Source organism: Imbroritus primus (assembly GCF_964332355.1).
Taxonomy (GTDB): Bacteria; Pseudomonadota; Gammaproteobacteria; order Burkholderiales; family Burkholderiaceae; genus Imbroritus; species Imbroritus primus.
Genome location: NZ_OZ201293.1, coordinates 3,176,948 through 3,190,957, shown reverse-complemented (window position 1 = coordinate 3,190,957; position 14,010 = coordinate 3,176,948). Strand labels below are relative to the sequence as shown.

General features: G+C 63.7%; 17 protein-coding genes. 13 read left to right on the top strand and 4 right to left on the bottom strand.

Annotated features, from left to right (window positions below; genetic code table 11):
- Nucleotides 1-2: 2 nt before the first annotated feature.
- The gene (locus tag ACQ3C8_RS14730) at nucleotides 3-707 is read right to left on the bottom strand and encodes a response regulator transcription factor (RefSeq protein WP_009522780.1); all 705 of its coding nucleotides are present in this window, start codon (nucleotides 705-707) and stop codon (nucleotides 3-5) included.
- A gap of 67 nt (nucleotides 708-774) precedes the next feature.
- On the opposite strand from ACQ3C8_RS14730, the gene ACQ3C8_RS14725 reads away from it, so the two are divergent.
- Nucleotides 775-1,005: a DUF3717 domain-containing protein gene (locus ACQ3C8_RS14725; RefSeq protein WP_009522781.1), complete on the top strand. Its 231-nt coding sequence runs from the start codon at nucleotides 775-777 to the stop codon at nucleotides 1,003-1,005.
- A gap of 125 nt (nucleotides 1,006-1,130) precedes the next feature.
- On the opposite strand, the gene ACQ3C8_RS14720 is transcribed toward ACQ3C8_RS14725, so the two are convergent.
- Both ACQ3C8_RS14720 and phhA read right to left on the bottom strand, forming a co-directional pair.
- Nucleotides 1,131-1,499, bottom strand: coding sequence for a 4a-hydroxytetrahydrobiopterin dehydratase (locus tag ACQ3C8_RS14720; protein WP_428853096.1), 369 nt, complete (start codon nucleotides 1,497-1,499; stop codon nucleotides 1,131-1,133).
- Between the two features lie 82 nt (nucleotides 1,500-1,581).
- A complete protein-coding gene (phhA, locus tag ACQ3C8_RS14715; RefSeq protein WP_428851966.1) occupies nucleotides 1,582-2,490 on the bottom strand; it encodes a phenylalanine 4-monooxygenase in 909 nt (302 codons plus the stop codon).
- Between the two features lie 135 nt (nucleotides 2,491-2,625).
- Between phhA and ACQ3C8_RS14710 the strand changes: the two genes are divergently transcribed.
- The gene (locus ACQ3C8_RS14710; RefSeq protein WP_009522784.1) at nucleotides 2,626-3,156 is read left to right on the top strand and encodes an Lrp/AsnC family transcriptional regulator; all 531 of its coding nucleotides are present in this window, start codon (nucleotides 2,626-2,628) and stop codon (nucleotides 3,154-3,156) included.
- A gap of 289 nt (nucleotides 3,157-3,445) precedes the next feature.
- Entirely contained in the window at nucleotides 3,446-4,177 is a 732-nt protein-coding gene (locus ACQ3C8_RS14705) for an OmpW/AlkL family protein (protein ID WP_428851965.1), read from the top strand.
- 131 nt (nucleotides 4,178-4,308) lie between these two features.
- On the opposite strand, the gene ACQ3C8_RS14700 is transcribed toward ACQ3C8_RS14705, so the two are convergent.
- Entirely contained in the window at nucleotides 4,309-4,515 is a 207-nt protein-coding gene (locus tag ACQ3C8_RS14700; RefSeq protein WP_009522786.1) for a heavy-metal-associated domain-containing protein, read from the bottom strand.
- A 183-nt stretch (nucleotides 4,516-4,698) separates the two neighbouring features.
- On the opposite strand from ACQ3C8_RS14700, the gene cueR reads away from it, so the two are divergent.
- The 10 genes from cueR (at nucleotide 4,699) to ACQ3C8_RS14650 (ending at nucleotide 13,767) form a co-directional block, all read left to right on the top strand.
- The gene (cueR, locus tag ACQ3C8_RS14695; RefSeq protein WP_009522787.1) at nucleotides 4,699-5,130 is read left to right on the top strand and encodes a Cu(I)-responsive transcriptional regulator; all 432 of its coding nucleotides are present in this window, start codon (nucleotides 4,699-4,701) and stop codon (nucleotides 5,128-5,130) included.
- Nucleotides 5,131-5,225: 95 nt separating this feature from the next.
- Nucleotides 5,226-5,429 (top strand): hypothetical protein, encoded by a 204-nt coding sequence (locus tag ACQ3C8_RS14690; protein WP_428851964.1) that lies wholly within the window; start codon nucleotides 5,226-5,228, stop codon nucleotides 5,427-5,429.
- Nucleotides 5,429-7,054 (top strand): GMC family oxidoreductase, encoded by a 1,626-nt coding sequence (locus tag ACQ3C8_RS14685; RefSeq protein WP_428851963.1) that lies wholly within the window; start codon nucleotides 5,429-5,431, stop codon nucleotides 7,052-7,054. Before ACQ3C8_RS14690 ends, ACQ3C8_RS14685 begins: the two co-directional genes overlap by 1 nt.
- Nucleotides 7,055-7,339: 285 nt before the next feature.
- Nucleotides 7,340-7,807 carry a hypothetical protein gene (locus ACQ3C8_RS14680; protein WP_428851962.1) on the top strand — a complete coding sequence of 156 codons (468 nt, stop codon included), beginning with the start codon at nucleotides 7,340-7,342 and terminating at the stop codon, nucleotides 7,805-7,807.
- Between the two features lie 52 nt (nucleotides 7,808-7,859).
- Nucleotides 7,860-8,621 carry a sulfite exporter TauE/SafE family protein gene (locus ACQ3C8_RS14675; protein ID WP_009522791.1) on the top strand — a complete coding sequence of 254 codons (762 nt, stop codon included), beginning with the start codon at nucleotides 7,860-7,862 and terminating at the stop codon, nucleotides 8,619-8,621.
- 145 nt (nucleotides 8,622-8,766) lie between these two features.
- Complete coding sequence (mnmG, locus tag ACQ3C8_RS14670) at nucleotides 8,767-10,701, top strand: tRNA uridine-5-carboxymethylaminomethyl(34) synthesis enzyme MnmG (RefSeq protein ID WP_428851961.1); 1,935 nt, start codon at nucleotides 8,767-8,769, stop codon at nucleotides 10,699-10,701.
- Nucleotides 10,702-11,364, top strand: a complete 663-nt coding sequence (gene rsmG, locus ACQ3C8_RS14665) for a 16S rRNA (guanine(527)-N(7))-methyltransferase RsmG (protein WP_428851960.1) — start codon at nucleotides 10,702-10,704, stop codon at nucleotides 11,362-11,364.
- A gap of 84 nt (nucleotides 11,365-11,448) precedes the next feature.
- Nucleotides 11,449-12,222 (top strand): ParA family protein, encoded by a 774-nt coding sequence (locus ACQ3C8_RS14660; protein ID WP_009522794.1) that lies wholly within the window; start codon nucleotides 11,449-11,451, stop codon nucleotides 12,220-12,222.
- 13 nt (nucleotides 12,223-12,235) lie between these two features.
- Nucleotides 12,236-13,141: a ParB/RepB/Spo0J family partition protein gene (locus ACQ3C8_RS14655; protein WP_428851959.1), complete on the top strand. Its 906-nt coding sequence runs from the start codon at nucleotides 12,236-12,238 to the stop codon at nucleotides 13,139-13,141.
- 119 nt (nucleotides 13,142-13,260) lie between these two features.
- Nucleotides 13,261-13,767, top strand: a complete 507-nt coding sequence (locus tag ACQ3C8_RS14650) for an ATP synthase subunit I (RefSeq protein WP_009522796.1) — start codon at nucleotides 13,261-13,263, stop codon at nucleotides 13,765-13,767.
- Nucleotides 13,768-14,010 lie beyond the last annotated feature (243 nt).

Here is a 14,010-nt window from a genome sequence, read left to right as displayed (position 1 = left end):
AGTCAGCCGGCGCGTGCCTGAAGGAGATAGCCGAAGCCGCGCACGGTGACGATCTCCGCATCGCAGGCTTCGATCTTGCGGCGGACGCGATGTACGTACACTTCGATGGCTGTATCGCCAACCGTATCGCCGCCATCTCCGGCTGGATAGGTGAAGGTGGCCAGATGGTCCTGCAGTTGCGCCTTGCTAACGACGCGGCCATGCCGTTGCATCAGCAGTTCCAGTACGGCAAATTCGCGAGGCGACAGTTCGAGTGCGCGGGCATCGCTGAAGATGCGCTTTTCACCGCCGGCGAGGCGCAACGTGCCGACGCGCAGGTCGGGACGGATCGGTTCGGTGTCGGCGCCCGGCAGCCGGCGCAGCAGCACGCGCACGCGTGCTTCGAGTTCCTGCAGCGCGAAGGGTTTGACGAGGTAGTCGTCTGCGCCGGCATCGAGGCCGCGGATGCGGTCGTGCACATCGTCGCGCGCGGTCAGGATCAAGACTGGCGTGATGCGGTTGTAGGTGCGGTAGCGGTTGAGCAGGGTCATGCCATCGATACCCGGCAGGCCAAGGTCCAGAATGACCAGGTCGTGCTCGTCGCGCTTGAGCTGGTCGGCTGCGAACACGCCGTCGTGCACGGTGTGAACCTTGTGCCCGGCCTGTACCAGTCCGGCTTCGATGCCGCTGGCGATCTGCTGGTCGTCTTCTATCAGAAGAATTCGCATACTGCTCGTCGTGATCCAGGCCGCACGGGCCCGGTAATGGGAAGTCAAACAGGATTACAATCGGCGCATGTCGACCGCCATGCTCACCATTAACGATCTCGAAACCGCCATCAATTTCTGGCGCAGCCGTTCGCCGGCCGTGGGAGATGAATTGCGCTTGTGTCCGGAGGCCGCGGCGCTGGCCAAGCCATACGCATTGATGATTGTACAGGGCGCGACGACGATAGCGCCGGAACAGCTCGGCGACAAGGCTCTGGCCGCCTGGCAGGCGTACCGGGCCACGCGGGCCGGCGGTTAGCAGCTGGATTGACGGTCAGTCGTGGGTTAGGCGCGTCCTGCGCCGTGATTCCGTCGCGGCCAAGCGGCGACCAGACCGTCATCACGTCACGCCCGGGACCGCGGATTAAAGGCTGCTTACCGGGATCAGTTCGCTGCCGGCATACACGAGGCAGCTTCTTCGATGAAGCGCGCGAGGGCCACGTCTTTTTCAGTGACGCCGTTGGCATCATGGGTGCTGAGCGTGACTTCCACGACGTTATACACATTGAACCACTCAGGATGGTGGTCCGCCTGTTCGGCGCGTAGCGCCACACGTGTCATGAAGGCGAAGGCCTGGTTGAAGTCCCTGAATTCGAAGCGCTTGTGCCAGGCATCGCGCCCCTCGAGCGCCTGCCATCCGGGCAGGGTGTCGAGTGCGGCTGTTCGTGCAGCGGCTGTCAGTGGAGTAGTCATAGGATGTCCTGTTGTCTTGTTGGCCCGACGCTGATGCCGTGATGGTAGCGTCTGCGGCAGCGCAGCGCATCCGGCCAGGCTGACCGGGTTCATCCGCACGGCGGCGGTGATAGGCTCCTGGCGGTGCACCAGATCCTGTGATCTATGACAGTGCCGGCTCCTGACCAGTGCCCTGGTGCAGCACCCGATCGCCATCTTCGATGGCTTCCGCCGCAAATTCCCGCTGGTCCCGCAGTTCGGCATAGAGCGGGGTGAAATCCGGCCGTGTGGCATCGAACAACTGATCGAAGCTATCGATCACAAAGTACGTTTTCTGAAACGTGTCGATGCGGTAGTGCGTCCGCATGATGCGCCGCAGGTCGAAGCCCAGGCGGTTTGGCCGCGTATCGTCGAGCGCATAGATGGATTCGCTCTTGCTCGAGACGATTCCGGCGCCATAGATGCGCAGTCCGGCGTGCGTGCGGATCAGTCCGAACTCCACGGTGTACCAGTAGAGCCGTGCCAGCATGTCCAGCGCACCGAGTTTCTGGGCCTTGAGCCCGCCACGGCCGTATGCCTGCATATAGTCCGCGAAGACTGGGTTGATGAGCATTGGCACATGCCCGAACACATCATGGAAACAGTCGGGTTCCTGCAGGTAATCCATCTGCGCGGGCGTGCGCATCCACCAGCTTGCCGGAAAGCGGCGGTTGGCCAGGTGGTCAAAGAACACTTCGTCGGGTACCAGACCTGGCACGGCGACGACCTGCCAACCGGTGGCGCGCATCAACCGTTCGTTGAGCTCGGCGAAATCGGGCACGTGGTCGCGCGCCATGCCAAGGGTCTCGAGGCCTTGCAGGAACGCATCGCAGGCGCGTCCCGGCAACATGGCGGCCTGCTGGTCATACAGCGCGCGCCAGATCTCGTGGTCGGCCTGGGTGTAGCGGGCGAGCGGCTGCGCCATGGTGAAATCGGCATGCAGCGCTTGCCCCGCGAGCAGGCCGGCATCGAACTGCTCCTTGAGCTTGCTGGTCAGCGTGCCCTGGAACTGGGCTGGCGAGGACAGACCCATGGCCCACTCCGCGATCAATTGAACATGTGAAAAGTGTATGCCGAAGCGCATGCGGTATTGCCGCAATCTCGCTTTAAAAGTCGGATAATGCGTAGAATAGACGCATCAATATCCATTTAAATGCAGGAAACATGCATGTTATCGCTTGACTCCTATGATCTGGCTTTGCTGGACGCCTTGCAGGGCGATGGCCGTGCGACGCATCAACAGCTGGCGGATCGGGTCCATCTGTCGCCGAGCCAGATCGGCCGTCGCCTGGCACGGCTCGAGACTGCTGGGGTCATCGAGGGCTATCGGGTGGTGTTGTCGCCGGCCGTACTCGGGCTCGGTGTCACGGTGTTCGTCGGCGTCAAGCTGGCCCATCACGGCGATACGATCATCGAAGCATTCCGCGAGCAGGTGATGCTGCTCGAAGAGGTGCAGGAATGCTATGCCGTCGCCGGCGAGGCGGACTATCTGCTGCGCGTGGTAGTCCCCGATCTGCCCGCCTTGTCGGCTTTCATGATGAAACGGCTGATGCGCGTGCCGGGTGTGGACAGCGTGCGTTCCAACATCGTACTGACGGCGTTCAAGCGTGACGGACCGCTGCCGCTGGGGCACCTGCGAGGCGCAGCGCCGCCGAGCGATCCGCATGACGGAGCGATACCCCCAAAAAGGCTGGGGTGACCAAATGTGGTGGCGTTGCTACGCTTCGATATGCATCCGTCGTGGGTGTCACGCATAGCGGAGCGTGCGTGTAGACCTTGTGAATCCTTGAAGGCCATGGTCTGGTCAACGGTGCCAGATGCTGTGGCCGGTTAGCTGGCCTGTGCCACCGCAGCGACACTGACGTGTTTACTCTAAAAAGTTTTTCGCCGGATTTGATCGCAATCGTGATAATGCATTGAACGCTGCACGAGACCGTTATTAGTCAGGCAGAGCAGGCGTTCTTACCCTATCAGGAGACACTCTATTCATGTCCATGTCACATCATCGACTTAGCGCGGCCGTTGTCGGCGCCTTGCTGATGGCTGGCACTGCCGCCTATGCCCAGACTGCCGGCACGACCGTTGTCAGCGCCGGCTGGTTCCGCGTCATGCCCCAGTCGGACAGCGTGCCGCTGCGTACCACCAATATCGGCGGCGCGCCGGTGAACATTGTCAGCTCCGGTACCGGTGCCAAGGTCGAGGACGCCGACACGCTGGGTCTGGCAGTCAGCTACTTCTTTACCGATAACATTTCTGGCGAACTCGTGGCCGGCGTGCCGCCGCGCCACAAGGTCTCGGGCGAAGGCAAGCTCGCGCCCTTCGGCGTGATCGGCTCGGTGCGCCAGTGGAGCCCGGCCATCCTCGCCAAGTATCACTTCGGCACGGCCCAGCAGCGCTTCCGTCCCTATGTCGGTCTGGGGATCAACTACACCTGGTTCACCGACGGCAAGATCACCAGCACGCCGTTCAGTAACGCCACGTTCGGCCCGGGCGCCACCACCACGGTGAAGGCGGACTCAAGCTGGAATCCGGTCTTCAACATCGGCGCAACATACGCCATGACCGACCGCTGGATCCTCGGCCTGTCGGTGTCTTACCTGCCGCTCAAGACCAAGGCCACGCTGAACACGCGCACGGCGACGGGCGTTCCCGTCACCAGCGAAACCAGCATCAAGATCCGCCCGGTGGTGACGTTCCTGACCGTCGGCTACGCGTTCTGATACCGACGATGGCGATTTGCGGGTCGAACATCATCGGCACGTCATCCGCGTCTTGAACGTTTCAACGGCGTCCCTGCGGCGTGTTCGCGCAGTCCCTGCGCGGACGCGCCGCTTTTTTTCGGGTGCGGCAATCAGGACTGGCTGACGCTCGTCACCGTATACCCTTCGGCTTCGATGGCCTGACGCAACTCGGCAACTTCCGCAGTACTGCCGACATTCACGGTCTTGGTGGGTAGGTCGACCGTAACCGACGCCACCGGGTCGCGTTCGCGCACCGCGCGCGTGATGGCCTGCACGCAGTGGTTGCACGACATGCCTTCTACCTTGAATTCGATCATGAGATTCCCTGTTCCTGAATGGCTTGACCTTCCCCGCATGGGAAGGTGCATGATGTGATCGTGGACCGCGCTGTGGACGATTTGTACACCGCAGTGGTAAAGGAATGATGACACAAGCGCCGGAGCGCGTCCGGCGCCGCCAGCGCCGGCGCAGTTCTGCTGCAGCCGGGCAGGAGGATAGCGATGAATATCGGAGAGGCTGCTCGCCAGAGCGGTGTATCGGCTAAGCGTATCCGGCACTACGAAGCGATCGGCTTGCTGCCCGAGAGCGCCCGCAGCGATAGCGGTTATCGCCGCTACGACGGGAACGCGGTGGATACCTTGCGTTTTGTCGAACGGGCACGCCGGTTGGGCTTCGCCCTGGACGAGATCCGGCAACTGCTGGCGTTGTGGACGGATCGCTCGCGCGCCAGCGCCGATGTCAAGGCCTTGACGCTGCGCCATATCGCAGCGCTCGACGAGCGCATTGCCGAACTGACGGCCATGCGCGCCCAATTGGCTCATCTGGCGAACCATTGCCATGGCGACGACCGTCCCGAGTGCCCGATCCTGGATGACATGGCGCCGGCATCCGCCACCGCGCCGGGCGCGCGCAAGCATCACGCCAGCGGGTAGGGGCGTGCGCTCGCACGCGGTTGGTTTCCGGTCGTAACGGATGTCGGCGCGCTGCCCTACATGCTTTATATTGTGGCTGACGACGGACCGCGCGCATGACCGCCCAGTTTTCCATCCTGGGTGCACCTGCGGTTCACGGCCCGGTTGCTTCACCGGCCCGGGACATGGCGACGCGCGCGACCCACCAGGAGACCCTTGTGATGCTGCTGCCCGACCTGCTGCCCGCCTTGCCCCTATCCCCCTGTTCACACGCCGCGCACGCTGCGCACCACGCTTTCGCCGGTGCGGACGGCGTGTAATGGATCGATACGACTACATCATCGTCGGGGCGGGCTCCGCCGGCTGCGTGCTGGCCAATCGCCTGACGCGCGATCCGGATGTTAACGTCCTGCTGCTGGAAGCGGGCGGCAAGGATGACTATCACTGGATCCATATCCCCGTTGGCTATCTCTATTGCATCGGCAATCCACGTACCGACTGGATGTACCGCACGCGCGAAGAACCCGGCCTGAACGGCCGGTCGTTGCGCTATCCGCGCGGGCGCGTGCTGGGTGGCTCCTCCTCGATCAACGGCATGATCTATATGCGCGGCCAGCGCGAGGATTACGACGGCTGGGCGGCCTTGACCAGGGACGACAGCTGGCGCTGGGATGCGGTCCTGCCGCTGTTCTGCCGCAGCGAGGACCATCACCTCGGCGCGAGCGACTTCCACGGTGCCGGCGGCGAGTGGCGCGTGGAGGCCCAGCGGCTGCGCTGGGACATTCTCGAAGCTTTCATGGCGGCTGCCGAGGCAGCGGGCATTCCCCGTACCGACGACTTCAATCGTGGCGACAACTTCGGCGTCGGGTATTTCGAGGTCAACCAGCGCAAGGGCCTGCGCTGGAACACGTCCAAGGCATTCCTGCGCAAGGCATCGGAACGGCCCAACCTGACGCTCATCACCGGTGCGCACGTCGAGCGCCTGCGTTTCGAGGAGGGGCGCTGCACGGGCGTGGACTACTCTGGTGGCGGCGGGGCCTACAGTGCGTTGGCGGATGAAGAGGTGATCGTGGCCGCTGGTGCGATCAATACGCCGCAACTGCTCGAGCTCTCGGGTATCGGCGATGCCCGCCGGCTGAGCGCCTTGGGGATTGCGATCCAGCACGACCTGCCCGGGGTGGGCGAGAACCTGCAGGATCACCTGCAGCTGCGCAGCGTGATCAAGGTGCGTGACGCGCGCACGCTCAATACGGCTTCGGCGAGCTGGCTGGGCAAGCTGCGGATTGGTCTCCAGTATGCCTTCAACCAGAGCGGGCCGATGAGCATGGCACCCTCCCAGCTGGGGCTGTTTGCGTGCTCCGACGGCGCGCAGGTGCGGCCCAACCTGGAATACCACGTGCAGCCGCTGTCCCTCGATGCCTTTGGCGATCCGCTGCATACCTTCGATGCCATTACCGCGAGCGTCTGCAACCTCCGCCCCACATCGCGCGGCACGGTCCACATCACCAGCCCGGATTCGCACAGCGCGCCGTGCATTGCCCCGAATTACCTGGATACCGAGGAAGACCGCCGCATCGCAGTCGATGCCCTGCGGCTGACACGGCGCATTGTCGAAGCGGAGCCACTGGCGAAGTACCGGCCGGAGGAGTGGCTGCCTGGTGCGAATATGCAGACCGATGAAGCGCTGGCGCAGGCCGCCGCGGAAATCGGTACGACGATTTTCCATGCGGTGGGAACCTGCCGCATGGGACCTGCCGAGGACCCTGGCGCGGTGGTGGACAGCCGTCTGCGCGTGCGTGGCGTTCCCGGTTTGCGGATCGCGGACGCATCCGTGATGCCGACGATACCTTCGGGCAATACCAATTCGCCGACCATCATGATTGCCGAGAAGGCCAGCGAGATGATCATCGAGGACCGCCAGCGCCGGCGTGCGGACGGCGCATGATGGCGGGAGATCGCTGCAATACCACAGTTTTTTCCGCCGGAATACAGGCGAAACGCAAACGATTGTGGCTACTAGGGTTTGTTCTAGGTTGTCCTACGTCGCCGGCCCCTGTAAATTTCGGCCATCGGTTGCCGCAGGATATCAGGCGGAGGCGAGGAGACAGATCAAAAAAGCACGGACCGCACGGCGGTATCGGCATGGAGACAGAGAGCGTTGTCAGGGTTTCCTGACAACGCTTTTTTTATTGATTTGTGCCGGCGTGCTGGCCGCCTTACGGATGCAGAGATGCTTGCGACCGACCCTTCACCCCCTTCTTCCTGGCCCGCCGTTTCGCTTGCGGGCATTGACGACCTCCCCGGACTGGCAGCGCTGTGGCTGCAACAACCGAACGTTGCCATCCAGCCGGCGTTCCGTACGAGCGGGGCGCTTGAACAGCTGGTGCGCCACCCCGAGCGTGGTTGCTGCCTGCTGATCCGTGAGGGTGGGCAACCCGTGGCGGCGCTGGCGTTGTCCTTTTTTCTGAGTCTGCGGGAAGGCGGCAGGTGCGCTCTGGTGACTGACAGTGTGGGGCACGACCCACACGTCGCAATGTTGCTCGGCGCCGCCATCGGTTATGCGGCGGCGCATGGCATACTGCACCTGTTGCTGGAGGATGGCGTCGTGGCCCCCGCGCTTGCTGCCGGCGCCGGATTTGTCTCCGGCCCCGGAATGTGGCGCCACCATGCCGCTGCAACTGGCAAACAATTGGCGTGACCGCTGTTTTCCTGCTTTTCGTCCTTTCCCTGTTTCTCCCGTATCGTCCCTTATGGAACTCGCATTTCTTGCGGCGGCCGCATTCCTTGCCGGCCTGATCGACGCTGTCGCCGGCGGCGGTGGTCTGGTGCAGATCCCCGCACTGTTTTCGGCCTATCCCAATCTCTCCCCCGCGACCCTGATCGGCACCAACAAGGTGGCTGCCATGTCGGGCACCGCAGCCGCTGCCTGGCGCTATGGCCGACGCGTACGCGTGTACTGGGGCGCCACCGGCCCCGCGATTGTCGCTGCCTTCCTGTTTTCCATGCTGGGCGCCTATGCGCTGACCCTGATCCCGGCCGACCCTCTGCGCAAGGCGCTGCCGTTTGTCCTGCTGCTGTTGTTGGGCTACACCGTGGCCAAGAAAAACCTGGGGACCGAGCATGCACCCTCGCTGAGCGGACGGGCAGAGCGCTGGGCGGCGATTGGCGTGGGCATCGTGATTGGTTTCTACGACGGTATCTTTGGGCCGGGCACGGGCAGTTTCCTGATGATCGCCTTTGTGCGGATCTTCGGTTATGACTTTTTGCATGCTTCGGTGTCGACCAAGTTCGTCAACCTGGCCACCAACCTGGCGGCGCTGCTGCTGCTGGCCGCGAAAGGGCATATCTGGTGGCAGCTCGGTCTGATCATGGCGGTGGGCAATGTCGCGGGCAGTCAGGTGGGCAGCCGGCTGGCACTCAAGCACGGCAGCGGGTTCGTGCGAAAGGTGTTCATTTTCGTGGTGCTGGCGCTGATCCTCAAGACGGCCTACGACGCTTTCCTGCGAGGATAAGAACCGCAAGCGGCGAGGGTGCTGTTTCACGTGGAACAATTCCTCGCGTAGAAACGCCGTGTTTCACGTGAAACAGCCGGCGCGAATTCGATTGTCGGTATAATTCCCCCTCTTGTTGCCAATGTGCCTCCAAGGGGGAGGTCCTATGCTTTATCCGAAAGAATTCGACGTGATTGTGGTCGGCGGTGGCCATGCGGGGACAGAGGCCGCGCTTGCGGCCGCCCGCATGGGGTGCCAGACTCTCCTGCTGACCCACAATATCGAGACCTTGGGGCAGATGAGCTGCAATCCGTCCATCGGCGGGATCGGGAAGGGTCATCTGGTCAAGGAAGTCGACGCCATGGGCGGTGCCATGGCCGCGGCGACGGATGAGGCGGGCATCCAGTTCCGGATCCTCAATTCCAGCAAGGGTCCGGCCGTCCGGGCCACCCGGGCGCAGGCCGACCGCGTCCTGTATCGCGCGGCGATCCGCCATCGGCTGGAAAACCAGCCCAATCTGTACCTCTTCCAGCAGGCGGTCGATGACCTGATGGTCGAGGGTGATCGCGTGGTCGGGGCCATCACCCAGGTGGGTATCCGCTTCCGGGCTGCCGCAGTGGTGCTCACGGCGGGCACCTTCCTGGACGGCAAGATCCACGTCGGCCTGAACAACTATGTGGGTGGGCGTGCCGGGGATCCGGCTGCATTGACCCTGTCGGCGCGGCTCAAGGAGCTCAAGCTGCCGCAAGGGCGGCTCAAGACCGGGACGCCGCCGCGCATCGATGGGCGTACCATTGATTTCTCAGTCCTGGAAGAGCAGCCCGGCGATCTCGATCCGGTGCCGGTGTTCTCGTTCCTGGGGCGTGCCGACCAGCACCCGCGCCAAGTGCCGTGCTGGGTGACGCATACCAATTCCCGGACGCACGACATCATTCGCGCCGGGCTGGACCGTTCGCCGATGTACACCGGCGTGATCGACGGGGTGGGGCCGCGTTATTGCCCCAGCATCGAAGACAAGATCCACCGCTTCGCCGCCAAGGATAGCCACCAGATCTTCCTGGAGCCGGAAGGCCTGGATACCCATGAGTTCTATCCAAATGGCGTGTCCACGAGTCTGCCGTTCGATGTGCAGCTGGAACTGATCCACTCCATGCGCGGGCTGGAGCAGGCCCATATCCTGCGGCCCGGCTATGCCATCGAATACGATTACTTCGATCCGCGTGCACTTAAGAGCACGCTCGAGACCCGTGCGCTGAGCGGGCTGTACTTTGCCGGCCAGATCAACGGTACCACTGGCTATGAAGAAGCCGCTGCCCAAGGGTTGCTCGCCGGCATCAACGCTGGACGGCGAGCCAGGAGCCTGGAGCCCTGGTCGCCGCGCCGCGATCAGGCCTACCTTGGTGTGCTGGTCGATGATTTGATGACGCGCGGCGTGACCGAGCCGTATCGCATGTTCACCAGCCGCGCGGAGTTCCGCCTGAGCCTGCGGGAAGACAATGCCGACATGCGCCTGACCGAGATCGGCCGCGCACTGGGTGTGGTCGACGATGTCCGTTGGGACGCGTTCAATCGCAAACGCGACGCTGTTTCACGTGAAACAGAACGCCTGAAGTCGACCTGGATTAATCCTGCCAGCTTCCCTGCCGAGATCGCCATTCCGCTGCTGGGGAAGGCTATCGAGCATGAATATACCCTCGCCGACCTGCTGCGTCGGCCCAATGTGCACTATGCAGATCTCATGGCGGTACAGGCCGGGCGCTTTGCCTCGCCGACGCCGCTCGCCGACGATGCTGCGGGTCTCGGTCAGATCGTGGAGCAGGTCGAGATCGGCGTGAAATACCAGGGCTATATCGATCGCCAGGCAGCCGAGGTCGAGCGTCTGGAGGCCAATGAGAACTTGCGGTTGCCCGAGGCATTCGACTACGAAGCCGTGCGCGGCCTGTCATTCGAAGTGCGCCAGCGCCTGATGCAGCATCGGCCAGAAACGTTGGGCCAGGCTTCGCGCCTGTCGGGGGTGACGCCGGCAGCGATTTCGCTCTTGCTGGTCCATCTCAAGAAAGGGGCGGGGCGTCGTCGCGGCACCGGCCAGGAAGCGGCCTGAATGCCAGCTATTCTTGAACCGACAGAGCGCCTGCAGGCGGGCGCCGCAGCACTCGGCCTGTCCCTTGATGACTCGCAGCTCGCCAGCCTGCTCGCCTACCAGGCATTGTTGGCCAAGTGGAATCGTGTCTACAACCTGACGGCGATCCGCAAGGCCGACGATATGCTGACGCACCATCTGCTTGACTCGCTGGCCGCAGTCCCGCATCTGGTGCGCTGGGCAACGCTTGCCGACACCCCGCCACGCGTGCTGGATGTAGGCTCGGGCGGCGGGTTGCCAGGCATACCGTTGGCCATCGCCGCTCCCGCGCTCGACGTGACGATGGTCGACATCGTGCAGAAAAAGACGGCCTTCCTGACGCAATGCAAGGCTGAGCTCGCGCTGCGCAACGTCCATGTGCACTGGGGTCGGGTCGAGCAATTGCAGGATGCGCAGGGCTTTGGGGTGATCACCTCGCGAGCCTTCGCCGACCTGGCCGATTTCGTGACCTGGGCGGGCCACCTGCTTGCGCCAGGCGGGCATTTTGTGGCCATGAAGGGGGTGCACCCCGGAGCCGAAGCGGCCGCGCTGCCGGCCGGCTGGGTGGTGACAGCGATCGAACGGCTGGAAGTGCCGGAGCTGGATGCCGAACGGCACCTGATCGTGATCGGCCGGGCGGGCTGAAATGGCGGTGGGCGGCTGCGGCCGCGGACCGGGATGGGGCAGGGGCTTGTGCGCCTGTTCGTTTGTCGAACAAATCGGGATGATATGACCAAGATTTTCGTAGTGGCAAACCAGAAGGGCGGCGTCGGCAAAACCACCACCACGGTGAACCTCGCAGCCAGCCTCGCGGCGCAGGGGCAGCGCGTGCTGCTGGTTGATCTGGATCCCCAGGGCAATGCCTCGATGGGCTCTGGCATCGACAAGCAGCACCTCGAGCGCAGCGTGTATCAGGTGCTGGTTGGCCTCGCAACGATTCCCGAGGCCCGTCAGCACTCCGAATCCGGCAAGTACGATGTCCTGCCGGCCAACCGCGAGCTGGCGGGCGCGGAAGTCGAGCTGGTCGACCTCGAACGGCGCGAGATGCGCCTCCGGGAGGCGCTCGCCGAGGTGCGTGACAGCTACGATCTCGTGTTGATCGACTGCCCGCCGTCGCTGTCGTTGCTGACGCTGAACGGCTTGTGTGCCGCCCATGGCGTGATCGTGCCGATGCAGTGTGAGTACTTTGCGCTGGAGGGGCTCTCTGACTTGGTCAACACCATCAAACAGGTGCATGCCAACCTGAACCGCGAGCTCAAGGTCATCGGCCTGCTGCGCGTCATGTTCGACCCGCGCGTGACACTGCAGCAGCAGGTGTCCGCACAGCTCGAGGCGCATTTTGGCGACAAGGTGTTCCAGACGGTGATCCCGCGTAATGTGCGGCTCGCCGAAGCGCCGTCCTACGGCATGCCGGGATTGGCTTTCGATGGCGCATCCAAGGGTGCCAAGGCGTATCTCGCCTTCGGCGCCGAGCTGATCGCGCGTGTCCAGAATATGAATTGAAGCAGGTGAAGAAATGAGTGCAGCCAAGAAAAAAGGATTGGGACGCGGACTGGAGGCGCTGCTCGGCGGTTCGGCCGAGATCGTCGAGGCCGTGAAGCAGGAGGGGGCGCCGACCGTGCTGCAGCTGGACCAGATGCAGCCGGGCAAATACCAGCCCCGCACTCGCATGGATGAGGGCGCATTGCAGGAACTGGCGGCCAGCATCCGCGCGCAGGGACTGATGCAGCCGATCCTGGTGCGTCCGGTGGACGGGCATCAGCGCTTCGAGATCATCGCCGGTGAGCGTCGCTTCCGCGCCGCGCGGCTGGCTGGCCTGCAGGCCGTGCCGGTGCTGATCAAGGACGTCGCGGACGAAGCCGCCGCAGCCATGGCGCTGATCGAGAACATCCAGCGCGAAGACCTGAACCCGCTGGAAGAGGCGCAGGGCATCGCCCGCCTGATCCGCGAGTTCCATTTCACACACGAGCAGGCGGCTGAGTCCGTCGGCCGCTCGCGCAGCGCGGTCTCGAATCTGTTGCGCCTGCTCAACCTCGCCCCGCCGGTGCAGACCATGCTGATGGCCGGCGATCTCGACATGGGCCATGCACGTGCACTGCTGGCTGTCGATGGCGCCAACCAGATCACACTGGCCAACCAGATCGTCAACAAGCGCCTCTCCGTACGCGAGACCGAGAAGCTTGTGGCATCCACGCTCAAGCCGTTCGATCTCAAGGCGGTGCGCCAGTCAGGCAAGGGCGGCCGCGATATCGCGCGGCTCGAAGAAGAACTGTCCGATATCCTGGGTCTCAATGTGCAGATCAAGGTCGGGGTGAAGGGCAAAGGCCAGCTGACCGTGCAGTTCAGTGGCAACGACGAGCTGGATGGCGTGCTGCTGCGCCTGCGCGCGCCGCTGGACGGCGCGGATGCTGCCAGTGCCTGAGCGGCCTGCCGGGGGTCCGGGGGCGGGATCCAGCCCCCGCCCCGTTCCACATTGACTCCCCACCCCTTGTCCCGTAAAATCGTGCGGTTTCAATTCCGGTGCGGCCTGGTGGCCCGGCGATGAAACCAGCAGATGCCCACGCTCACGCCGCTTCCGGCAAGCAGCCGGATACAGTCCGGCGAAGCGATGATCCGGAGCAGGATGAACGTCCGCCCCTGACGCATCAGGAAGCCGTCGCCCTGTTTGGCGAGACGGCCCTGCGGCCGGCGCGCATGACGCCGTTCCGTGTCGTTGCGTTGCAGCTCGGCGTGACGGTGCTGGCCATGCTGGTCTGGTATGCCGTGCGTCATATGACCGGGGGCGCGGCGGAAGCCGCGGCGGTGTCGGCCCTGATCGGTGGTGCCTGTGTGGTGATCCCGAATGCAGTGTTCGCGCTGCGGCTGGCGCTGACGCAGCACAGGCCGACGGTGGGTGGGCTGATTCTGGGCGAGATGCTCAAGATCGTCATCACGCTGGGCATGCTGATCGCGGCGAGCATGTTGTATGGCTCGATGGATTGGCCGGCGATGCTGGTGACCTTCCTGCTGGCATTGAAAATGCTGTGGATCGCCCTGGTGTTGCGCTGAGCACGCCCGTAATGGCCCGCAGCGGCCGCCGGCAGGCCTGTTTGCCGGGGCCTGCAGTTGAAACACATGCCGCACAGGTGTGTCATGGACATGACACTCCGTTGCGCTAGATTACCGCACGCCTTGTTCCGTCCACGTAACGTGGCCGCCAAAGTGGCCCGTTCGCAGCCTGAGGCTGCGCCGAACGAACGCCGGAACGCGGAGTGCACAGGGTCGAACCAAGGTTCGACTTGCAGATTTCGT